Source organism: Neobacillus sp. BP17 (assembly GCF_059579525.1).
Genome location: NZ_CM184198.1, coordinates 3,400,555 through 3,422,790, shown reverse-complemented (window position 1 = coordinate 3,422,790; position 22,236 = coordinate 3,400,555). Strand labels below are relative to the sequence as shown.

Sequence of the window (22,236 nt, the reverse complement as noted above, 5' to 3'; positions counted from 1 at the left end):
AGTAAGGGTTTTTTTACAAATAAAAAGAGGTGTAGAAAATGTCTAATGTTTTGTATAAAATAGAAGATAGTATAGGGTATGTAACAATAAATCGTCCTGACGTATTAAATTGTTTTGATTATGAGACATTAAAGCAGTTACAAGAAGTGGTAGATTCTATTGAGCTAGATCCTGAAGTGAGAGTAGTTATTTTCACTGGAGCAGGTGAGAAGGCCTTTAGTGCAGGTGCTGATTTAAAAGAGCGTAAAACTTTAACCGATGTTCAAGTAAGAAGAAACGTAAAAGCAATTCGGGATGTATTCAACAGCATAGCATCTCTTCCACAGCCAACGATTGCGGCGGTAAATGGGTATGCGTTTGGCGGCGGGTTTGAATTAATGTTGGCCTGTGATTTTTCATTTGCAGTAGAGGAAGCGAAACTGGGACTTACAGAGACGAGCTGGGCGATCATTCCCGGAGCTGGAGGTACGCAGCGTTTACCGAGGTTAATTGGCGAGGCAAAAGCGAAAGAGCTGATTTTTACCGCGCGAAAAATCTCTGCTTCAGATGCTTATGGATGGGGAATACTGACGAGAGTTGTAAAGCGGGATGAACTAATGAAGTCCTGTGAAGAGTTTGCAGCAGAAATGCTGAAAAATGGTCCAATTGCTTTAAAGCAGGCGAAATATGCAATCAATCAAGGGATGAATGCAGATTTGCAAACTGGATTGGCAATTGAGTCGAAAGCCTATGAAATAACAATTCCAACCGAAGATCGATTAGAGGCTTTACAAGCGTTTAGTGAGCGGAGAACGGCTAATTTCACTGGAAAATAAAAGTCGCGTTAATCAGCATTGGACAATAATAGATCTCTAGTCTCCACTTCTTTAAAATCAAACAGATCCAGGCGGTGCAAACAGAAAGAGGGAGATAAATGAGTACTGCTAATACGCAGTCCATGATTTTTACGATTTATGGCGATTACTTACGCCATTATGGAAATAAGATTTGGATTGGAAGTTTAATACGCTTATTAAAAGAATTTGGACATAATGAACAGGCTGTTCGGGTCGCTGTTTCGCGTATGTTGAAACTAGGGTGGATTCAGTCAGAGAAAAAAGGGAATAAAAGTTATTATTTTCTAACTTCTCGAGGTGATAACCGCATGGAAGAAGCCGCGGGAAGAATTTTCAAGCAGAATCCTCATGAATGGGATGGAAAGTGGAGAATCCTTATGTATACCATTCCGGAAGAAAAAAGACAAATTCGTGATGAACTCAGAAAAGAATTACTTTGGAGTGGCTTTGGAAGTTTTGCCAACGGCTGCTGGATATCTCCGAACGCGTTAGATAAGGAAGTTGAGCTCTTAATCGACAAATATGATATTAGGCCATACGTTGATTTCTTTTTATCAGAATATAAGGGGCCGAAGGAAAGCCAATCGCTTGTAGAGAGAAGCTGGCCTTTATCTGAGATTGAAGAAAAGTATGAGCAATTTATCTCGGATTACAGCAGGAAATACATTGTGCATCAAAGTATCATGCAAAGAGGCGAGATGACCGATGCGGAATGTTTTGTTGAGAGAACGAATCTTGTTCACGAGTATCGGAAATTTTTATTCACTGATCCCGGTTTGCCGAAGGAGCTTTTACCTGCGCGCTGGAGCGGTAACCATGCGGCGTTGTTGTTTAGTCAATATTATAAATTATTAGCTGAGCCGGCTAACCGCTTCTTTGAAGAGGTTTTCCAGGAAGATAATGATTTAAGGCGTAAAGATCAATCATATGATGCTTCTGACCATCATTTAATAAGCGATCAAATAAAAAACTCCTAGAGGGAAGCGTTCCTCTAGGAATTTTTTTGGTGCATTCTTTTTTGAAAAAATGCATATTATGGCCCTTTATGTATGAATATGATTGTGTTTAAGTTGATTCTATTATAACATTATTTATAAGGGGAGTGGTAAAAGTGAAATATATAACGGAACAATTGCATATTAAATACCCTATCATTCAAGGGGGCATGGGAAACATCAGCAATGCGCCTCTCACGGCGGCTGTTTCAGAAGCGGGAGGATTAGGTACAATTGGAAGCGGTACCATGGCGCCAGACGAAGTAGAACACATTATTCTAGAAACGAAGAAGAGAACAAATAAGCCATTCGCTTTAAATATTGCGATTACTGTTACACCTTATATAAAGGAACTAGTAAAGTTGGTTATAAAACATCAGATTCCAGTTGTATCATTATCTGCTGGGAATCCTGCTCCTGTTATTCCGGTTCTTCATGATCATGGAGTAAAAGTCATTGCTGTTGTCGCTTCTGTAAAGCATGCGCAAAAAGCAGAAGCGGCCGGAGCGGATATCTTAGTAGCGGAAGGATTTGAAGCAGCTGGAATTAACTCCAATCTTGAACTGACAACCTTCACACTTATTCCGCAAATTGCTCAATCTGTGGGCATTCCCGTACTTGCTGCTGGGGGAATAGGAGATGGAAAAGGCCTAGCGGCGGCGTTGATGCTAGGTGCCAGCGGTGTCCAAATCGGTACACGGCTGATTGCTACAAAAGAGGCTCCTTTTCATAACACGTATAAACAAAATTTGGTTCACGCAAGTGACACCGACACAGTCATTGTAGGGCGTTCTGTGGGGCGTGTAAGAAGAATGTTAAAAACCCCATATGCACACAAATTGTGTAATATAGAAGAACAAGGGATGACTTTAGAACAATATAATGAGATGACGTCCGAAAAACAGCATGTAACGGGAGCGATAGCAGGAGACTTAGAAAATGGATTTATTAATAGCGGACAGGTAGCAGGATTGATTTCTGGCATCCCTAGCGTGAAAGAGCTGTTGGACGGCATGATGGAAGAAGCCAGCAGGCAAATTAATAGAGTAGCTATGGACATAATTCGTTAAAATAAAAAAATATACCTTTAAAGCGCCCAAAGGAAGTTTCCTTTGGGCTTATTGGCGTGCAAGTCTTGCCACAATAGCTCAATTCCTCCTATCTGATATTGAAATAACGGGCAGCAAGAATCTCGCAGATGAAAGGTTATTTAATATAAAACTAGAGAAAAACTAATTCTGTTCAGAAATGTCTGAATTTTATTTACAAATGTTCAATCCTATGGTATTTTAATCAAGTAAAGTATAACAGATATTAAACCGTCGTTTATAATTTGTTTGTTGTTAAATAAACGTTGCGTTTTTTAATCTTCAGGAGTGTGATAGATAGAAAAATTGCTATTTACTATTTAATTTAAGGGTTTTGGTAGAAGATTTTGATTTGGGGAATTTAAATACATAACGAATGTTTATGGTTGATTATTTACATTTGTTATAAAAGGGGGAACATGTATGGGAGTGCAATTTCAAGAACAGAAACTACACACGCAGATAGGGCAAAAGGCTTCTTACACATCACTGATCCAAACGAGTGATTTTCAAACGCTGGTAAAGAAAAAGAAATCATTTATTTTGCCAATGGCCGTCTTTTTCTGTTTATTCTATTTTGCCTTACCTATTTTAGCCGCTTATACGAAAATATTAAATTATCAGGCAATTGGTCATATCACATGGGCATGGGTTTATGCATTACTGCAATTTGTACTCGTATGGGTATGTGGTTTTGTCTACATTAAAAAATCTGAAAAATTTGATAATTCGGCAGCAGCTATCATAGCGAAACATAAGGAGGAATTGTATTAATGAGTCTATTGGCATTATCCTTATTCCTGGGAATCATCGCTTTAACATTGGTCATCACCTATCTTTCATCTAAAAGAACAAAAAATGCCAGCGATTTTTACACAGCCGGAGGTGGATTGACGGCATGGCAAAACGGTCTGGCGGTAGCCGGGGATTTTATGTCTGCCGCTTCGTTCTTGGGGATTACAGGAGCTATCGCTTTAGTGGGGTTTGATGGATTTTACATGAGTATTGGAAATCTAGTTGCCTTTTTATTTTTGCTCTATCTGGTTGCTGAGCCACTTCGAAATCTAGGAAAGTACACAATGGCCGACATGATTACGGCACGCTTCAATTCCAAAAAAGTTCGAGGGGTAGCTGCAGTTAACACGCTGGTTATCTCGATCTTTTATATGATTGCTCAGCTTGTTGGGGCAGGCGGACTTATTAAGTTACTGCTTGGAATCGATTATGCGACATCCGTTTTGCTTGTCGGTGTCCTGATGACGATTTACGTTATTTTTGGCGGAATGACCGCTACCAGCTGGGTGCAAATTACAAAAGCTATTTTATTGCTCATCGGATCATTTGTTATCACGTTTATTGTGTTTGCTAAATTTGACTTCAGTGTTATGAATATGTTTCAGCATGTAAAGTCCTCAACGCCATTGGGAGAAGCGTTCTTGAATCCAGGAAACAAATACAAAGATGGGTTGGATATGATTTCCTTTAATATGGCACTAGTCTTAGGTGCAGCAGGTTTACCGCATCTTCTTGTCCGTTTCTTTACCGTAAAAGATGCAGCGACGGCACGTAAATCAGTCGTTTATTCCACATGGTTCATTGGCGCGTTTTTTATTATGACCATCTTTTTAGGCTTTGGTGCAGCTGCATTTGTAGGCTTTGAAAATATTGTTGCTGCGAATCCTGCTGGAAACATGGCAGCACCTTTGTTGGCGCAAACGATGGGCGGAGATTTTTTATTTGCTTTTGTTTCTGCCGTTGCTTTTGCTACCATTCTTGCGGTCGTTTCCGGACTTGTGCTCACATCCGCATCTGCGTTTGCTCATGATATTTATGGAGAAATCATTAAAGGCGGAAAAGTAACAGAGAAGCAGCAAGTATTTGTAGCACGTATGGCTTCTATCGGAGTGGCTATTGTTTCTATTTTACTTGCATTGTCTGCCCAAAAATTAAATGTCGCTTTCTTGTCTGTATTGGCCCTTGGTATTGCTGCTAGTGCAAATCTTCCTGTAATTTTATGTACAATTTACTGGAAGCGCTTCAATTCAACAGGGGCTATTACAGGAATGCTAATTGGATTAATCAGCTCCGTTGTCCTTGTGTTATTGAGCCCGAATGTATGGAGTCCAACGCCGGGAGCTGCCATTTTTACCGGGGATCCTATTTTCCCGATGCTAAATCCAACTATTTACACGGTGCCGCTAGGTTTCCTTGGAGCATATTTTGGAACAGTTCTGTCTAGGGAAAAATCGAATGCAGAAAGCTTTGCAGAGGTTATATATAAATCAAACACGGGGTATGGGATTAGTGCTGCGAAAGACCATTGATATATAGGTACTAGACTTTAAGTTTAAAATAAAGTAAAGGAAGGTGTTACCTTAATCGGTAGCACCTTCATTTTTGGTTGTTGGTTAAAGAACGATTCCAAGATGAAATGAAACTGGACATTTAGTGGAGTAGTTTTTCCTTTTTTCTATCCATTGCACCTGGTTTACTTTTTTTCTTCATTAACATCATGTGGAGTGATGCAGCGAAATGAGACGGGTGATGATAAAACGATTGATGTATTTACATTTCCGTAAGGAGCCAGCCGGTCAATCAGCCTGCTTAGATGATCCATCCCTGTAACGGCAGCCTTAAGTAAATAGCTAACTGAGCCAGTTAATCGATGACATTCAATGATGTCAGGGTCATCGATAATCCGCTTCTCAAATTCTGTATAAGATAATAACTTGAGTTCACTTACCTGAATATAAACGATTACATCACGTCCAATGGCTTCGAGAGATACCCGGGCACTGAATCCTTCAATAATTTCCCTATCTTGTAGCCTTTTTAAACGCTCAGTAATGCTTGGACGACTAAGGGATAATTTCTTCGATAATTCACTTAAAGTAATCCGTCCGTCCATTTGAAGAAGTTCAAGCAGACGAATATCTAATTGGTCCATAGAAGTATTCCCCTTTTAAAAATGAAGTTAAATATTGAAAAACTTATGCAAAATATAATGATTATCACCAAAACTTGTACATTTTGGTATGTTTTTCAATTATATTATAGCTTATTATTAAATGGAAGCGTAATCTTTCTAATTTTTAAACAAATAAAAAGATAAACGATCTACTGCCAAGCAACTATTTAATTAAATGTAATCGCTACCAAAGCGAAAAGCAGGCAGCCAGAGATGGTCATTCGAGAAGAAAGAGTCAAGCAGGTCGTCGAAAATGAAAGTTCTTCATCATTAACAAAGGAAAAGACGTTGTTTTTTCTCTTTTTTTAAAATGATTTTCTACTATAATCACAGTGCTAATGGAGGTAATTTAAATGAACGTGTTAGAACATTCTGTACAAAAAACTGAATCAGTTATTGAAAAAATGCATGAGCACGAGCAAATTGTTTTTTGCAATGACCCGACAACAGGATTGAAAGCGATTATCGCCATCCATAATACAACACTCGGACCTGCATTGGGGGGCTGCCGTATGCGCCCGTATCGTACAATGGATGAGGCCTTGGAAGATGTACTGCGTTTATCTAAAGGGATGACATATAAATGCGCTGCTGCCGATGTCGATTTCGGTGGAGGTAAAGCGGTAATCTTCGGTGATCCTGCAACGGATAAAACACCGGCTATGTTTAGAGCTTTCGGCCAGTTTGTTGATTCTTTAAACGGACGTTTTTACACAGGAACAGATATGGGTACTTCAATGGATGACTTTATCCATGCCTCAAAAGAGACAAATTGCATCGTAGGAATTCCTGAAGCATACGGAGGCGGCGGTGATTCATCCATTCCGACTGCGCTTGGAGTCATTTACGGTATCAAAGCAACGAATAAAGTCGTTTTTGGTTCAGATGATCTTTCCGGAAAGACCTACACTATCCAAGGTCTTGGAAAAGTAGGGTTCAAAGTTGCCGAACAATTGCTTGAATCCGGCGCTGATTTATACGTAAGTGATATTAATGAAGAAGCCATAAAAGCCATTCAAGACCGTGCAAAACAATTAGGAAGCATTGCTCGTGTAGTAAGTGGAAATGATGTGTATTCTGCAGAAGCAGATGTATTTGTTCCTTGTGCTTTTGGTGGAATTATTAACGATGAAACGATCGAACTGTTAAAAGTAAAAGCAGTAGCTGGTTCGGCAAACAATCAGCTTCTTACTGAGAAACACGGAGAAGTACTGAAACAAAAAGGAATTTTATATGCTCCAGATTACATTGTAAATGCTGGAGGTCTAATTCAAGTAGCAGATGAACAATATGGCTACAATAAAGAGCGTGTATTATCGAAAACAAAATCCATTTACACATCGTTATTGGAAGTCTACAGACAGGCAGGGTTGGATGATATCACGACCATTCAAGCCGCAAACCGACTATGTGAAAAACGAATAGAAGACCGAAAAAAGCATAATAGCTTTTTCACTCATACCAAACGTCCTAAATGGGATATTCGTAAATAATAATTTCTGTTTATGAGGTGATGACATGTTAACGGAATTTCCAATATTTCAAATTGTTGATGAATACGGCCAAGTAATAAATGAGGATTACAAAGATAAAATAACTGAAGATCTTGTTAAAAAATTCTACTATAATATGGTTCGCATTCGTACCTTTGATCGAAAAGCCATAAGTTTGCAACGTCAAGGTAGACTTGGAACGTATGCTCCGTTTGAGGGTCAGGAAGCTTCTCAAGTTGGAAGTGCACTTGCGCTTGAAAAAGATGACTGGGTATTCCCTACTTATCGTGACCATGGTGCCACGTTAACGTTTGGAGCCGGCATGGCCCGTACATATTTATATTGGAATGGACGTGTGGAGGGATGCGTGCCTGAAGAAGGGAAAAAGATTTTCCCACCTGCCGTTCCTATTGCAACACAAATCCCGCATGCAGCAGGGGCTGCTATGGCGGAAAAAAGAAAAGGAACGAAAAATGCAGCGATTGCCTATTTTGGAGACGGTGCCACTTCAGAAGGTGATTTCCATGAAGGATTGAATTTTGCCAGTGTGTTTAAAGCTCCAGTTATCTTCTTTAATCAAAATAACGGCTTTGCGATTTCAGTGCCGATTAAAAAACAAATGAATTCAAAAACGATTGCCCAAAAAGCACTCGCTTATGATATGCCGGGTGTCCGTGTCGATGGAAACGATATTTTTGCTGTGTATTTCCAAACGATGGAAGGACTTGACCGTGCCCGTCAAGGTGAAGGCCCAACTTTAATTGAAGCTATGACATGGAGATATGGTGCTCATACAACGGCAGATGACCCAACGAAATATCGTGATCAGTCCGAGAGTGACATAATTCGAGAAAATCGAGATCCTCTTCTTCGTGTAGAACGCTATATGAAAGCAAATAGCTTCTGGGATGAAGATTGGGTAATGAAGATCAAAGAAGAAATCGCAACCGAAGTAGAACTGGCGGTAAAAGATATGGAAAGCTATCCAAAACCAAATATCAATGACTTATTCGATAATGTATTTGAAAAGCCGACTTGGACAATTGCAAAACAAAAAGAAGAATATTTTCAATTGATCGGGAGGGAAGCTTGATGATTTTAAATGTAGACAGACCGGCAGATATCCAAACTGTAAAAACTAACGAACTTACACTCGTTCAAGCCGTAACAGATGGGTTGCGCACGATGTTAAAAGAGGATGAGCAAGTCATTTTGCTTGGTGAAGATATCGGTAAAAACGGTGGTGTATTCCGTGCTACCGAGGGGTTGCAAAAAGAATTTGGGGAAGAACGCGTTATTGATACGCCGCTGAGCGAAGCAGGGATTATCGGAACCTCTATCGGAATGGCTGTCAATGGATTCAAACCCGTAGCGGAGATGCAGTTTTTTGGCTTTATTTATCCGGCGTATGAGCAGATCATGACACATGTATCACGAATTCGTATGCGTACGATGGGAAGCTATACCGTTCCAATGGTCATCCGAGCTCCATACGGTGCCGGCATCCGTGCCCCGGAGGTTCATTCAGACAGTGTGGAAGCGTTGTTTACACATATGCCCGGAATAAAAGTGGTTTGCCCTTCATCTGCATACGATGCAAAGGGTCTGATCATTGCAGCTATCGAAGATCCGGATCCCGTTTTATTTTTAGAGTCCATGAGAATCTACCGTTCTAACCGTGAAGAGGTTCCAGAAGGAAAGTATATAGTTGAAATTGGAAAAGGGAAAAGGCTCAAAGAAGGAAATGACGTTTCTGTTTTTGCATGGGGTGCGATGGTACCAGTAGCCATGAAAGCAGCGGAACAGGCCGAAAAATATGGCATTACCTGTGATGTCATTGATTTAAGGACCCTTTATCCACTTGATAAGGATATTATTGCAGAATCTGTTCAAAAAACCGGCCGTGCGGTGATTGTTCATGAAGCCCATGCTACTGGCGGAGTGGGTAATGATATTGTTTCCATTATAAATGATACATCATTTTTGCATATGAAATCTCCGATTGAGCGCGTGACAGGTTTTGATGTACCAGTACCATTATTTGCGCTCGAAGAACATTATTTACCTACACCAAAGCGGGTATTTAACGCAATCGAAAAAGTTATGCATTTTTAGGAGGGGAAAACATTGGTTGAAGTAAAACTTCATGATATTGGTGAAGGGATGACAGAGGGAGAAATTATCCACTATTTTGTCAAAGTGGGGGATTCGGTCAAGGTGGACCAGCCACTTGTAGAGGTACAAACAGATAAAATGGTAGCTGAGCTTCCTTCCCCAGCTTCAGGGAAAGTAAAGGAAATTGTTGTGGACTATGGTAATACGGTCTCCGTTGGTACTACTCTTCTTGTACTGGAAACAGAAGGAGCAAAAGCGGTTGAGATGGAAGAGAAACATGCAGAAGCAGCTTCTAATAAGGAAGAGGCGATACAATCACAACCGCAGCAAATAGCAGTGACTGAGCATAAAGGAGAAAAAAAATTCATCATCGCGGCGCCTTACACAAGAAAAATTGCACGAGAGTTTCGTGTAGATATTAACCAAATTACAGGTACTGGTACATTTGGGCGCATCACTGTGGAAGATATATATAACTTTGTTAAAAAACGTGATGAAATCCAATCTTCTAAGGAAATGAAAGCGCCTTCCGCTGAAGCGACTAAAGCAAAAGCAGAACCTAAACAAGAGATTCAAAAGCAGGAAGTTCCGAACATAAATGAAACTAATGCAGAAGTAATTCCGTTTAGAGGCCGTCGGAAGCAAATTGCAAAGAAAATGACCCAGTCACTTTATACGATTCCTCATGTGACACATTTTGAAGAAGCAGATCTTACTGAGCTGCTCGCCTATCGAAATGATTTAAAAGAAATGAATATTAATGTTTCGGCTGTTGCTTTCTTTATCAAAGCGATCGCAGTGGCATTAAAACAATTCCCTGTATTCAATGCCAAGCTTGATGAAGAAAACGAAGTAATCCGTTTAGAGAAGGAATATAACATTGGAATTGCCACGGATACGGAAAACGGTTTAATTGTACCTATCATTCATCATGCTGACCGATTATCTGTTCGTCAAATTCATGACAAGTTGAAAGAGTTAACGAAAAAAGCGCAAGAGGATAAGCTGACGTCGGCTGAATTAAAAGGAGGAACATTTACCATCAGTAATGTCGGTCCATTAGGAAGTATCGGCGCTACTCCGATTATAAATCATCCGGAAACAGGGTTAATTGCCTTCCATAAGACGAAAAAAATGCCTGTTGTTATGGAAAACGATGAGATTGCGATTCGCTCAATCATGACCATGTCGATGGCGTTTGACCACCGCGTTGCAGACGGTGCAACAGCAGTAGCCTTTACGAACCGCTTTAAACAATTAATTGAAAACCCTAAGTTGTGGCCAATAGAACTTGCATAGTAACCAATAAATCCACTAAACTCCAAGAATATAACTAGTAAGTCCCACAAAGCTCAGGGACAATAGAACACCAAATTAGGAAGACTACTCCACATTATTTTGGTAAAGTATTATCCAATAGATTGGTTGAAGTCTTCCTATCTCAAAAAGCAGCTAAGTTGTAGAAACAGATCTTCCGAAAATAAATCGGACCTCACCAGAGGCTTGTGTGCTAGAAAGAAATTTTCAAAAAAGAACAACGGTAAAACGTGTAAGCGTTTGCATTAAAGGTTTAATCCGGTTGGACAAGTTCGTTACCATCCAGGAAACCCGTTGATAGTTCATGTTGATCTTGTCGTTCTGATAATAGAGTTTAGGAGGACTAATTAATGAAAGATGCATCATTGCAAAAGAAGTTGTTGCCGCGGCATATAAGTATGATGGCCATGGGAGGAGCAATAGGGACAGGGATTTTTAAAGGTAGTGCAGAAACCGTATCAATAGCAGGACCAGGTGTAATCTTTACATATATGTTTGCAGGACTATTGCTTCTTGTTGTTATGGGAGCTATAGCAGAAATGGCTATCGTCTATCCAAACACAAATATGAAAGGCTTTGTTCAGAAAGCATTTGGTAAGCGTGCTTCCTTTGTTATAGGCTGGATGTATTGTTTCATGTGGCTGGCTGTATGTGTGATCGAGATTGTCGTGGCAGGCAGCTTCTTGCAATACTGGTTTCCATCCATTCCTCTTTGGGAATTAAGTTTAGGCTGTGCCGCTTTAGTTATTGGAATTAACATGATGAATGTTAAAAATTATGGGGAATTTGAATTTTGGTTTGCAGGCATTAAAATCACCATGATTATCGTATTTATCATATTAGGAGCAGGTATTCTATTTGGAGTCATCCCGAGCAATCAATCCAACTATCTTCACAATTTTACAGAGCAAGGCGGTTTTTTCCCGAATGGGTGGATGTCAATCTTTACTGCTCTGTTAATTGTAATGTTTTCTTATGGAGGTTCTGAATTAATAGGATTAACAGTAACAGAAGTAAAAGATGCAGAACGGATTTTACCTAAGGTGATTAAAAGTTTTGTTTGGAGAATTATTTTGTTTTACACGCTGCCGATTCTGGTCATTTGTGGTTTAATTCCTTGGAATGAAATTGGCATCAGTCAAGCGAGTCCCTTTGTTCAGGTGTTATCCATGGCCGGCCTGAAGGGAGCAGCTCACCTTATGAACTTTATTTTAATTACAGCTGTCTTATCTGCAGCCAACTCCGGTATATACGGTTGTACACGGATGCTTCATTCCCTAGCGGTTGAAGGGGAAGCTCCAAAGTCTTTCTCTTTTGTATCAAAAAAGGGTGTTCCATTATACAGTTTAATATTAACAGCAATTATATTAGTCGGCGGCTCCATGATTGCCTTTGTTGCGCAGGAAAAGGTATTTACTTTATTAATGGCGGTTCCGGGTTTTGTTGTATCGTTGGTCTGGATTGGTATTTGTCTAGCACATTTAAAACTTCGCAATTCCTACCCTAAAGAACCAAGCTTTAAATTGTGGGGATTCCCATATGTAACTGCGATTACAGTCGTTACGTTAAGCATCATAACAGTTTTATTTTTGTTAGATGTACAGAATCGAGTGAGTATTATTACTTGTCTCGTTGTTTTAACGGTGCTATTTTTGATTTCCATCTTTAAGTTTAAAAATGTGGATGAAAAAGATACCATGATAGTAAAACAGAATAAAGTAGTATAGTCATATCCATATTTAAGAGAATAGATATACAATTAAAAGAATGATAGGGGCCATAATGGCTCCTATCATTTTTTACATTTAAAAATATAAATTACATTACAAAGTAAGTGCTTTTTGTATGCAGACAAATCCTAATTTATAGTGCCTTTTGGCATTTTACCATTAAAAACTTAAATGGAGGTTTATTTTCCGCATTCTTATGTGGTTCAACAATTTCCGAAAATTCTATCAGTCCATATTTCCCGAAATCTTGTTTAATGGAGTCATCATCATAAAAATACATTTTTACCCCTTCCATGATCTCGAAATAGTCTTTCCCTAGTTGTTTACCCTTTCCAAACATTGGGGCTTCTTTTGAAATAGTAGTAAAAATCATATAACCGTTGGGCTTTAACTGACTATAGCAATCTTTAATTAACTTCTCTCTCTCACGATCATTTAATAAGTGAATAAGTGCATAACAAAATATACCATCATAAAGCTTATTATCAAAGGGCATATCGGTTACTGAACCATGAAATATAGGAATAGTAAGCCCATTTTGCCATGCCAATTCAATCGCTGTTTTTGAAATCTCAATACCTGTTACATTTATATCGTTGTCCAAAAAAACCTTTGCATTTCTTCCATACCCAATACCAGGAATCAATATATCCTTTACATTCTTTTCAAGGAAAAAGTCATTTGTTAAAATTGCGGAGTCTGAGGGTTCGAATCCCCACATCATTTGATTTTGGATAAAACTTGATTCCCAAAATTCCGTCATACCTTAATCTCCTTTACAAAATTGCTTAAATAATCGTTCCTGTTGAAAGATTATAATATCCATGGATACACAAAGCAATTCTGATCATATTTTTTATTAAATTTTCGATAAAATATCAAGAAAGTACTATACTAGAAATTAATAGAGTTTTTTTAAAATGAGGGATAATTATGGTGAAAAAAGGAAATAAGGTGAGGTATGAGCTTAATCCAACAGGAATTAAGTCTGTGCCGGACAATGAAATTAAAACCATTTTGCGTGGGGCAGATGATTTAATCATGAGTGGCGGCCGGGCTATGCTTGCCAAAATTCTAGCAGGGTCAAAAGATAAAAAGTTATTAGAACTAGAATTGGACTACAGCCCTGTATACGGGGCGTTGAAAGGTAATTCTCAAAAAGAGATTCTCACAAAAATAGACTGGCTAATTCTTCATCATTATTTAGCTATAGAGTATGACGGCAGACTGCCAATGCTAGTCTATACGGATAAAGGCTGGAACATTGAACGCGAGACCTATGCGGATGAATTATTGGAAAAGCTTATTGATGCTGCTGAAAATAGAAGATATGAATTTGTTGAAACCTTAAAAGACCGGAACCGAAGCTTAATTCTACTATTATTAGAGAAAATCGCAAATTCAGGCAATAAAGATTTAATCACAATCTTGAATGCATGGCAAACTATAGAATTTAAAAAACTTAGGACAAAAATTCAAGAAGTGATCGATTTATTGGAGAAAGTAGAAGAAAAACCGAAGAGAGAAGAAAACCAAGAATTGGTCTCTTTTTCTGCCAATAAAAAATGGCTTTCGATTCCTGTAGAATTCCGGAGACAATTAGAACGAAATGTTTGGTGTAGTTATTGTTGTGATGTTGTTAAAATTGAGAAATATACTGTTAAAGAATTTTCTGGTGGAATTGTGTTGGAAGGGAAATGTCAAAAGTGTGGTAATGATGTGGCAAGAGTTATTGACTAAGCAGCGGATCGGATAAATTACCTGAATCATTCTATGAGATTGGTTTTTTTGAACTATATGGAATCCCCCCCAATCCAATTAAGGATTGGGGATTTTTTTGCTTGTTTTTTACTAAAGATGTTTTTCTTTCTAAACTATAAATTCTGAAAATAATTAATATTCAGTATTGATTAAACACTACATCAGCAGTATAATCAAATCATGATGTGGAATGTATTTCGCATTGTGAAACGGAAAGGGTGATCAAATTGTCAAAGCTGCATTTAAATTTTGCGTGTTGGGATTATGACCGAATTCAAGCCTTAACCAATGGCACTGTTCAAGCAAAAGGAATTGATTTAAACTGGCTGAACATGCCGGTTGAAGAAACTTTTTGGAGAATGATGCGCCATCAGGAATTTGATGTATCCGAATTATCGCTATCCTCTTATTTAATTGCTAAAGACCGCGGTTTTCCAAACTTCACGGCAATACCTGTTTTTATGTCTCGAAGTTTCCGTCATTCAGGCATTTATATTAATAAATATTCTGGAATTGAAAAAGCGGAGGACTTAAGAGGAAAACGGGTTGGAATTCCAGAGTACCAGTTGACGGCCTGCCTTTGGATTCGTGGAATATTACAACATGAGTATGGTGTTCATCCGTCCGAAATGAACTGGTTTACAGGTGGACAGGAGACCCCGGGCCGAGTTGAAAAAATAAAACTCTCGTTACCAGACAATATTAATATCCAGCCAATAAATGAAGAACAAACCTTAAATCAAATGCTTGAAGATGGAGAAATAGATGCTTTTATTGCTCCACGAGCTCCATCCTGTTTTTTAAAGGGGTCGCCGAAAGTGCAACGGCTGTTTCCAGACAATGTATCTATCGAAAAAGATTACTATAAACGAACAGGCATCTTCCCAATTATGCATGTTGTTGCTATTAAGGATGAAATTCTGAAAGAGCATCCATGGGTTGCTGCCAATCTTTATTCGGCTTTTGTGGAAGCAAAGCAGAAAGTTTATGACGGATTTAACCAAACAGCAGCTTTAAAAGTAACTTTGCCTTGGTTTGTTTCTGAATGGGAAAATACCCGTCAATTAATGGGAGAAGATTTCTGGCCATATGGGTTGGAGAAAAATCGAAAAACTTTAGAAGCAGCTGTTACGTATTCGTATGAGCAAGGAATGATTAATAATCGATTAAGTGCGGAGGATTTGTTTGCACAATCGACTCTAGAAGCATACACACTATAAACTTAAAGCTTATTTGGCCATAAAGCTAGTCTTTATGTTCAATTAGAGCTGCTGCTGCCTTTTTTTGAAAAAATGAATTCAGAAAATAAATAATATTCAGTATTGACTAAGGTTTTCACTGTCAGTATAATGAAAAACATAATAACCACATTATGGAACGCGTTCCGCTATATGGAATTATAACAAACTATGAACTTTCGAAATTTTTACTCAAAAAGTTAACTTGGTGGTTTTTATAGACCTCAATGAAAGCGGTTTAATGAAATAATTTTAATCCTTTTGACAAAAAAAATTTAAAAAAGGGGAAAGATCATGGGGCAAGTAGATGAAAAAGAGTTAAAGCTTCAAGTAGCAAAAGCAATACGCTTGTTAGAAGCGGTTGAACTGCTGGATATGAATGGGCATGTCAGTTGTAGGATTCCAGGTACTGACCGATTTTTCATTAATTCCCGAAAGGCAAGCAGAGCATCTGTTACAGTGGGTGATATCGTAATGTGTGATTTAAATGGAAAATTGTTAGAGGGAGATTCAGAACCGCCAAGCGAATACCATATTCACACAGAAATCTATAAAAGACGCAGTGACGTATTAAGTGTAATTCACAACCATCCGCATTATCAAACCGTGCTTGGAATAGCAGATGTGGTAATGAAGCCAGTTTTCGGAATCGGATCCTTTGTGGACAACGTACCTGTTTATGAGAAATCAAGTTTAATTAACACCGCGGAATTGGGAGCAGAATTAGCCGAAACAATCGGTAAGGAAATTTCTGTTCAGCTGCGTAATCACGGAACGGTTGTTGCCGCTGAAAGTGTAAAGGCGGCTTTCGCTCGATCAGTATTTATTGAAGAAAATGCAAAAAAACAATATGATGCTTTGCTCTTGGGACGAGAGATTAGGGTGCTAACCGGAGATAATCTAGTCCGAACAAGAGAGACAGCCTGGCAGCCAAGTATTATTGAGAAAGTATGGACCTACCATGAACAAAGGGCATTAAAACAAGACATCTTAGAAGGTATTGATGAACAATCACCACAAGCAATGATGTCTAAATAGGTAAGGGTTAAATCTTATAATTATGAATAATAGGAGGGCATTTAGATGTTAAGTCAAGAACAAAACGAGTTGTTAACTAGTGTTGGACCCGATACACCAATGGGAAATTTAATGCGCCGCTATTGGATTCCAGTCGCTGCAGTGAGTGAACTAGAAAACAAGCCAACAAAAAAAGTCAGAGTTTTATGTGAAGATTTGGTTCTCTACCGTGACCTGTCTGGCAATCTAGGTTTAATTGACGAGAGATGTCCTCATAGAAAAGTATCTTTAGTATATGGAATGCCTCAAAAAGAGGGATTGCGCTGCCAGTATCATGGATGGTGCTTTAATCAAAAAGGGCAATGTACGGAGCAGCCAAATGAACCGGATACCAGTACCTTTAAAGACCGGATTAAAACAAAATCATATCCGGTAGAGGAAATGGGTGGACTCATTTTTGCTTATCTCGGTCCAGCACCGGCACCATTGCTTCCACGTTTTGACGGCTTTGTCGTCGAGCATGCTGTGCGTATGATTGGCAGCGCGGTTATCCCTTGTAACTGGCTGCAAATTATGGAAAATTCACTTGACCCCGTCCATACTGAGTGGCTCCATGGTCATTACCATGCTTATGTAACAGGTTTAAAAGGAGAAACACAGGAAGTGGCCTTCCAACGCAAGCATAACAAAATTGCTTTTGATGCATTTGAATATGGCGTTGTTAAAAGGAGATTGCTAGAAGGACAGTCAGAAGACAGTGATGATTGGCGCATCGGACATCCAGTCGTATTTCCTTTTATGCTGGCGGTTGGCAGTGGCGGTCTTGGGTCTTATCAATTCCAGATCCGAGTTCCGATTGATGATGAAACAACATGGCATATCTGGTATATGGCGTATGCACCAGGACTTGATGTAGAAATTCCTGATCATTTAAAAGAAATTCCATTATATGATGTTCCTTACAGAGATGAAAACGGCGAATTTATTACCGATTACATTGATGGACAGGATATTATGTGCTGGATTACGCAGGGGACAATCGCAGACCGAACGGAAGAACGTTTGGGGACTACGGATAAGGGGATCATTTTCTATCGGCAAATGCTTAAAAAGGAAATTGAAAAAGTGGCACAGGGTGAAGACCCGATTGGAACGATTCGGAATGAGGCGGATAACCATATCATCGTCCTGCCGTTGGAGAGAAAAAAGCATCATTTCAGTGACGGCTTTGAAAGTGTATTTAAGAGATTCCAGACGCGTTTCTCACCAATTATTGACGATGTAGTCGCTTTATTTGACAAAGTGGGGGTTAAGTAATAATGACATTTATGCTGAGGGGGAAAGACAAACCATTTGTCGATTCCTCCCTAATCCAAAAGGGTGAGAGAGACACTACATTTGCCCCAACAGTCAATTACTGCAGCCATTGCGGTCAGTCGATGAGCGACTCGCGCAGTTTCATTACGGAATATTGGAGATCAGAGCAAAATGTATATTTTTGCTGGTGCCATTCTTGCGGGTACCTTTGGGAGTCAGCAGAGGTAAAGCAACTGACAACAATGGAGCTGGAAGAAGAAGATTAAGGTTTTTTTGGATACGCCTTGGAAGGTGTAATCCTCTATATGTTTTTGAAAGCGATTCCAGTAATAAGGACTGAGAACCAAAAAACAGGGGGCGAAATCGTGAAAAATACTAAATTTTCTAAATGGGGTCTTACAATCATTGGCTGTACGTTGTTAACTGGAATGGTGGCATGTTCCAACGGTGAGTCGACTCAAAAATCAAACTCTTCACCAGCTGCAAATACTGGAACTGTGAAAAGCCAGCCAGTTGATAAAACAGACACCAATGCCATAAAAGTGACATTGGCTGGCGGTTCAGTAGGCGGTTTTTGGTCCGGTCTTGGTCAAGTCGTTTCCAAATCATTCGCTGACAGTTATCCGGGATCAGCGGCAACCTATGAACCAGGGAGCGGTGCTGGAAATATTAAGTTAGTCGATGAAGGACAAGTTGAGCTTGGGCTTATTCAAGATGTGGAAGGGATTGCAGCAATCAAAGGGTTACCGCCGTTTGCCCAGAAATATGAAAATATGCACGCGATTGGAAGTATCTACCAAAATGCATCCATGCAGATATCCGTCCGTGATGCCTTTGCGAAAAAGTACAAAGTTAAAAGTTTGAAGGATATAGCTGAGAAAAAAGTCCCTGCAAGGATTGCGATTAATCAACAAGGAAACCTGAACTCCTTGGCAGCCAATACAGCACTTGAAGCAAACGGAATTACAGATGAAAAATTGAAAGATTGGGGAGGATCCCTCACATGGGAAGGCAGTTCACAGCGTTGGGAAGCAATGGGAAGTAACCGAATGGATATTACCATTGACTTTGTTTTTGCTCCAGACGCGAAAGTGCAAGAAAATGCAGTTCAGACTGACCTTCAGCTTTGGTCTGTTAATCAGGATACCATCGATACTCTAGGCAAAGAGTGGAGGTTAAATGCATACACCATTCCAAAAGGAACCTATCAATTTCAGAAGGAAGATGTACAGACAGTGGGAATCAACGGGATTATTTTAGTCAGCGACAAAGTCAGTGCTACCGATCAATACAAGATGGCCAAGTCATTAGTTGACAACCTAAAGAACATTCAAGCTCTACACCCGGCTGTGAAAAACATGACAGCAGAAAATCTGGCAGATACTGGAGCGATTCCATTAGCTCCAGGAGCAGAAGCATTCTATAAAGAAATTGGGGCTATTAAGTAATTTCTAATATCTGACCATTTGCATGAACCGAGGAAGGTGGGAGTTAATTGGGTTCTCAAAAAGTTGAAAAAGAAATGGGACTATTCCGGGCATTTTTTAAGGAAGGCAACCGAAGAGTCCTAACCGGTTTCTTTCGTAAAATGATTTTAACGATGGCTATTATTTTGACTATCTTTGAAGTATGGCTTGGAGCAATTGGAACAATGGATCTATATCAATATACCACTGTATTTTATCCTTTAGTTTTAACCGCTGCCTTCCTGCAATTTAGTTCGACGAAGAGAGTGAAAGGGCAGAAGCCAACATGGCTGGATATTTTTATGGCTGCAATGTCACTTGGTATTGGTGTTTACTTCTTAATGAATATTGAACTTTATTTGAAGCGTATCCCATTATTTAATCCGTTAACCCCGTTAGAAATGGCAATAGGAATTGCGACGGTACTATTAACACTCGAAGCAACAAGACGGACATTGGGTTTTACACTTACTTCTGTAGTCCTCGTTATTTTAGCCTACGTTTTTTGGGGGCAGTATATTCCTGGCGCGTATTCTCATCGCGTAATAGACTATAATCACTTTTTAGATGATATGGTCTACACAACGAATGGAGTTTTTGGTACGCCGCTTGGCGTGGCAGCAACCTATGTTTTTCTATTTGTTTTGTTTGGCGCTTTTTTTACTGCAGCTGGAGGGGGAGAGTTTTTCTTCCGTTTAGCGGCAACCATTTCAGGCAGGAGTGTTGGCGGACCTGCCAAAATTACGGTTATCACATCCGGAATGTTTGGGATGATATCTGGCAGTCCGACTGCAGATGTGTTAACCACAGGATCGATTAATATTCCTACGATGAAAAAGATGGGTTATTCACCCGTATTTGCTGGAGGAGTGGAATCAGCCGCCTCCACAGGTGGCAGCATTTTGCCGCCGATCATGGGTTCCGCTGCCTTTTTGATGTCTGAATATGCAGGAATCAGCTATGGTGCAATCGTGATAGCGGCGACAGTTCCTGCTTTACTCTACTATTTAGGAATCTTTTTACAGGTGCATTTCCGTTCCATCAAACAAAATATGCCTACGTTAAAAGAGGAAGAGATCCCAAAATTAAGCGATGTGTTTAAAGAAGGCTGGATCTACCTAGTTCCTCTCGTATTCCTGGTAATTGGCATTATGAACGGAATGACCGCTTCCCTGGCTGCTGTATTGGCAACGGCAATTGTCATTGTGTGCAGCTGGGTAAAACCAGAATATCGGATCGGGTATAAAAAATTGATCCTAATTTTTGAAGAAGTGATTGAACGAATGGTCCCTGTGACCATGGCCTGTGCAGCAGCTGGAATACTGATTGATGGAATTATGCTGACAGGTCTTGCCTCCAAGTTTGGAACATTAATTTTCTCGCTAACAGCTGGAAGTCTATTCTTAACATTAGTAGCCACGGCAGTTTTATGTGTAATTTTTGGAATGGGGATGCCTGTTTCTTCTGCTTATATCTTGACGGCAGTGTTAGCGGCACCATTATTGATCAATATGGATATACCTGCGTTGAACGCCCATCTATTTATCGTGTACTACTCCTGCTTATCGGCTATCACTCCTCCTGTGGCAGTTGCGGCATTTGCAGCTTCAAGTATCGCACAGGCGGACCCGGTAAAAATTGGTCTGAATGCTTGTAAACTAGCGATTGTCGCTTTTATTTTACCGTTTATTTTTGTCTATGATCCAGGAATCCTTTTAAAAGGTACATGGTGGGATATCGCTTCCAGTATCGTACTGTCAGTGATTGGCGTTATTGCGATTGCTGCTGCTGTGGAAGGCTGGTATAAAGCAAGAATGAACAAGTTGGAACAAGTGATCTTATTAGTGGGCGGCATCTTACTAATTGCACCGGGGTTGATTAGTGACGTAATAGGACTCATTATTACTGTAACGATTATAAGTCTGAATCGAATAAAAGCTAAGAAGAGCCTAAACCCAGATAAGAATACAGAGGATGTTAATATTCTTGAAGCATAAGCGGTAATATGTGTCTCCAGATTAAAACCTGGAGACTTTTTATGATAAGGAGGCTTGAAATGAGTGAAGTGAAACAATATTGTTGGCATGATGTGATAGATTCTGACACGAGGGATATTTATCAATCATATGAACGGGTAACGTTCATTGGAATGAAGCCTGCTGTGCTTCTGATCGATCTTTATAATCTGGTCTACGAAGGTGGTTCTTTGCCTGTAAAAGATGTGGTGAAAAAGTATCCAAGTTCGTGCGGGATTCATGCTTGGAATGCCATTGAGCCAACAAAACAATTGATCTCATTAGCTAGAAGTCATCAAATACCATTGATTTACTCCACACAAGGTACAAATCGCATTCAAGCAACAAATAGGCAGCGAAATGTTGTGCATGATAACTCTTATGAAATACATGAAGCTTTCCAACCAGCACCAACCGATATTATCATTCAAAAGGAACGCGCCAGTTGTTTTTTTGGAACTCCATTGATCGCTTACCTAACTAGGATGGACATTGATTCTTTAATTATTTGCGGTGAAAGCACAAGTGGATGTGTTCGAGCTACGGCTGTAGATGCTTATTCTTACGGATTTCATCCGGTTATAGTAGAAGAATGTACATTTGACCGAAGTATTATTTCTCATAAAGTAAGCTTGTTTGACCTTCACCATAAATATGCAGATGTTATGAGCCTTGGTGAGGTGAAAGGGCATCTTGATTTAAGATTGGGTGCGTTCTAAAATTCAGTCGAACCTAGTTCACTATATTAAACTACTGTGGTAATGATAATCCACAGCTCTGGTCTCAAAAGGGTTTTTGATTGATTATCCCGTCCATTTCCAAAAGCAGTAGTAACTCTTACCCATAAAAACATGATAAACTATTATGTATATATAGTTTA

General features: G+C 39.5%; 20 protein-coding genes. 18 read left to right on the top strand and 2 right to left on the bottom strand.

Features of this window, described 5'->3' with window-relative positions; all coding sequences use genetic code 11:
• The first annotated feature begins 38 nt into the window (after positions 1-38).
• From AC4QJR_RS16500 to AC4QJR_RS16480, 5 genes are all read left to right on the top strand, one after another.
• Entirely contained in the window at positions 39-815 is a 777-nt protein-coding gene (locus AC4QJR_RS16500) for an enoyl-CoA hydratase-related protein (protein ID WP_496523557.1), read from the top strand.
• Positions 816-913: 98 nt separating this feature from the next.
• Positions 914-1,813 (top strand): phenylacetic acid degradation operon negative regulatory protein PaaX, encoded by a 900-nt coding sequence (paaX, locus tag AC4QJR_RS16495; RefSeq protein ID WP_375375551.1) that lies wholly within the window; start codon positions 914-916, stop codon positions 1,811-1,813.
• A gap of 134 nt (positions 1,814-1,947) precedes the next feature.
• Positions 1,948-2,901 carry an NAD(P)H-dependent flavin oxidoreductase gene (locus tag AC4QJR_RS16490; protein WP_496523556.1) on the top strand — a complete coding sequence of 318 codons (954 nt, stop codon included), beginning with the start codon at positions 1,948-1,950 and terminating at the stop codon, positions 2,899-2,901.
• A 441-nt stretch (positions 2,902-3,342) separates the two neighbouring features.
• The gene (locus AC4QJR_RS16485; protein WP_496523555.1) at positions 3,343-3,693 is read left to right on the top strand and encodes a DUF485 domain-containing protein; all 351 of its coding nucleotides are present in this window, start codon (positions 3,343-3,345) and stop codon (positions 3,691-3,693) included.
• Complete coding sequence (locus AC4QJR_RS16480; RefSeq protein ID WP_496523554.1) at positions 3,693-5,243, top strand: solute symporter family protein; 1,551 nt, start codon at positions 3,693-3,695, stop codon at positions 5,241-5,243. Before AC4QJR_RS16485 ends, AC4QJR_RS16480 begins: the two co-directional genes overlap by 1 nt.
• Before the next feature lie 164 nt (positions 5,244-5,407).
• On the opposite strand, the gene AC4QJR_RS16475 is transcribed toward AC4QJR_RS16480, so the two are convergent.
• Positions 5,408-5,866 carry an Lrp/AsnC family transcriptional regulator gene (locus AC4QJR_RS16475; protein WP_098571823.1) on the bottom strand — a complete coding sequence of 153 codons (459 nt, stop codon included), beginning with the start codon at positions 5,864-5,866 and terminating at the stop codon, positions 5,408-5,410.
• Positions 5,867-6,240: 374 nt separating this feature from the next.
• On the opposite strand from AC4QJR_RS16475, the gene AC4QJR_RS16470 reads away from it, so the two are divergent.
• The 5 genes from AC4QJR_RS16470 to AC4QJR_RS16450 all read left to right on the top strand — a co-directional run bounded on the left by AC4QJR_RS16470 (position 6,241) and on the right by AC4QJR_RS16450 (position 12,539).
• Entirely contained in the window at positions 6,241-7,380 is a 1,140-nt protein-coding gene (locus tag AC4QJR_RS16470) for a Leu/Phe/Val dehydrogenase (protein WP_496523553.1), read from the top strand.
• A 25-nt stretch (positions 7,381-7,405) separates the two neighbouring features.
• Positions 7,406-8,473 carry a pyruvate dehydrogenase (acetyl-transferring) E1 component subunit alpha gene (gene pdhA, locus AC4QJR_RS16465; protein WP_496523552.1) on the top strand — a complete coding sequence of 356 codons (1,068 nt, stop codon included), beginning with the start codon at positions 7,406-7,408 and terminating at the stop codon, positions 8,471-8,473.
• Positions 8,473-9,495 (top strand): alpha-ketoacid dehydrogenase subunit beta, encoded by a 1,023-nt coding sequence (locus AC4QJR_RS16460; RefSeq protein ID WP_098571826.1) that lies wholly within the window; start codon positions 8,473-8,475, stop codon positions 9,493-9,495. Before pdhA ends, AC4QJR_RS16460 begins: the two co-directional genes overlap by 1 nt.
• A gap of 12 nt (positions 9,496-9,507) precedes the next feature.
• Positions 9,508-10,794 (top strand): dihydrolipoamide acetyltransferase family protein, encoded by a 1,287-nt coding sequence (locus AC4QJR_RS16455; protein WP_496523551.1) that lies wholly within the window; start codon positions 9,508-9,510, stop codon positions 10,792-10,794.
• A gap of 368 nt (positions 10,795-11,162) precedes the next feature.
• On the top strand, positions 11,163-12,539 hold the full coding sequence (locus AC4QJR_RS16450; protein ID WP_098571828.1) for an amino acid permease: 1,377 nt from the start codon (positions 11,163-11,165) through the stop codon (positions 12,537-12,539).
• Positions 12,540-12,675: 136 nt separating this feature from the next.
• On the opposite strand, the gene AC4QJR_RS16445 is transcribed toward AC4QJR_RS16450, so the two are convergent.
• A complete protein-coding gene (locus tag AC4QJR_RS16445; protein ID WP_496523550.1) occupies positions 12,676-13,305 on the bottom strand; it encodes a class I SAM-dependent methyltransferase in 630 nt (209 codons plus the stop codon).
• 170 nt (positions 13,306-13,475) lie between these two features.
• Between AC4QJR_RS16445 and AC4QJR_RS16440 the strand changes: the two genes are divergently transcribed.
• The 8 genes from AC4QJR_RS16440 (at position 13,476) to AC4QJR_RS16405 (ending at position 22,075) form a co-directional block, all read left to right on the top strand.
• Positions 13,476-14,282, top strand: coding sequence for an RQC-minor-1 family DNA-binding protein (locus tag AC4QJR_RS16440; RefSeq protein WP_496523549.1), 807 nt, complete (start codon positions 13,476-13,478; stop codon positions 14,280-14,282).
• 248 nt (positions 14,283-14,530) lie between these two features.
• Positions 14,531-15,523: a PhnD/SsuA/transferrin family substrate-binding protein gene (locus tag AC4QJR_RS16435; RefSeq protein ID WP_285851033.1), complete on the top strand. Its 993-nt coding sequence runs from the start codon at positions 14,531-14,533 to the stop codon at positions 15,521-15,523.
• 312 nt (positions 15,524-15,835) lie between these two features.
• Positions 15,836-16,579 carry a class II aldolase/adducin family protein gene (locus AC4QJR_RS16430; RefSeq protein ID WP_496523548.1) on the top strand — a complete coding sequence of 248 codons (744 nt, stop codon included), beginning with the start codon at positions 15,836-15,838 and terminating at the stop codon, positions 16,577-16,579.
• Between the two features lie 45 nt (positions 16,580-16,624).
• On the top strand, positions 16,625-17,875 hold the full coding sequence (locus AC4QJR_RS16425; protein ID WP_098571832.1) for a Rieske 2Fe-2S domain-containing protein: 1,251 nt from the start codon (positions 16,625-16,627) through the stop codon (positions 17,873-17,875).
• A 2-nt stretch (positions 17,876-17,877) separates the two neighbouring features.
• Positions 17,878-18,141: a hypothetical protein gene (locus tag AC4QJR_RS16420; RefSeq protein ID WP_098571833.1), complete on the top strand. Its 264-nt coding sequence runs from the start codon at positions 17,878-17,880 to the stop codon at positions 18,139-18,141.
• Between the two features lie 99 nt (positions 18,142-18,240).
• Complete coding sequence (locus AC4QJR_RS16415) at positions 18,241-19,323, top strand: TAXI family TRAP transporter solute-binding subunit (RefSeq protein WP_180229979.1); 1,083 nt, start codon at positions 18,241-18,243, stop codon at positions 19,321-19,323.
• 47 nt (positions 19,324-19,370) lie between these two features.
• On the top strand, positions 19,371-21,338 hold the full coding sequence (locus AC4QJR_RS16410; protein WP_496523547.1) for a TRAP transporter permease: 1,968 nt from the start codon (positions 19,371-19,373) through the stop codon (positions 21,336-21,338).
• 59 nt (positions 21,339-21,397) lie between these two features.
• Positions 21,398-22,075, top strand: a complete 678-nt coding sequence (locus AC4QJR_RS16405) for an isochorismatase family protein (protein ID WP_496523546.1) — start codon at positions 21,398-21,400, stop codon at positions 22,073-22,075.
• Positions 22,076-22,236 lie beyond the last annotated feature (161 nt).

Coding starts and splice junctions, on each gene's coding strand:
- pdhA (WP_496523552.1), top strand. CDS start 7,406: ATGTTAACGGAATTTCCAATATTTCAAATTGTTGATGAATACGGCCAA.
- AC4QJR_RS16440 (WP_496523549.1), top strand. CDS start 13,476: ATGGTGAAAAAAGGAAATAAGGTGAGGTATGAGCTTAATCCAACAGGA.
- AC4QJR_RS16485 (WP_496523555.1), top strand. CDS start 3,343: ATGGGAGTGCAATTTCAAGAACAGAAACTACACACGCAGATAGGGCAA.
- AC4QJR_RS16460 (WP_098571826.1), top strand. CDS start 8,473: ATGATTTTAAATGTAGACAGACCGGCAGATATCCAAACTGTAAAAACT.
- paaX (WP_375375551.1), top strand. CDS start 914: ATGAGTACTGCTAATACGCAGTCCATGATTTTTACGATTTATGGCGAT.
- AC4QJR_RS16430 (WP_496523548.1), top strand. CDS start 15,836: ATGGGGCAAGTAGATGAAAAAGAGTTAAAGCTTCAAGTAGCAAAAGCA.
- AC4QJR_RS16475 (WP_098571823.1), bottom strand. CDS start 5,866: ATGGACCAATTAGATATTCGTCTGCTTGAACTTCTTCAAATGGACGGA.
- AC4QJR_RS16470 (WP_496523553.1), top strand. CDS start 6,241: ATGAACGTGTTAGAACATTCTGTACAAAAAACTGAATCAGTTATTGAA.
- AC4QJR_RS16480 (WP_496523554.1), top strand. CDS start 3,693: ATGAGTCTATTGGCATTATCCTTATTCCTGGGAATCATCGCTTTAACA.
- AC4QJR_RS16405 (WP_496523546.1), top strand. CDS start 21,398: ATGAGTGAAGTGAAACAATATTGTTGGCATGATGTGATAGATTCTGAC.
- AC4QJR_RS16500 (WP_496523557.1), top strand. CDS start 39: ATGTCTAATGTTTTGTATAAAATAGAAGATAGTATAGGGTATGTAACA.
- AC4QJR_RS16445 (WP_496523550.1), bottom strand. CDS start 13,305: ATGACGGAATTTTGGGAATCAAGTTTTATCCAAAATCAAATGATGTGG.
- AC4QJR_RS16420 (WP_098571833.1), top strand. CDS start 17,878: ATGACATTTATGCTGAGGGGGAAAGACAAACCATTTGTCGATTCCTCC.
- AC4QJR_RS16450 (WP_098571828.1), top strand. CDS start 11,163: ATGAAAGATGCATCATTGCAAAAGAAGTTGTTGCCGCGGCATATAAGT.
- AC4QJR_RS16425 (WP_098571832.1), top strand. CDS start 16,625: ATGTTAAGTCAAGAACAAAACGAGTTGTTAACTAGTGTTGGACCCGAT.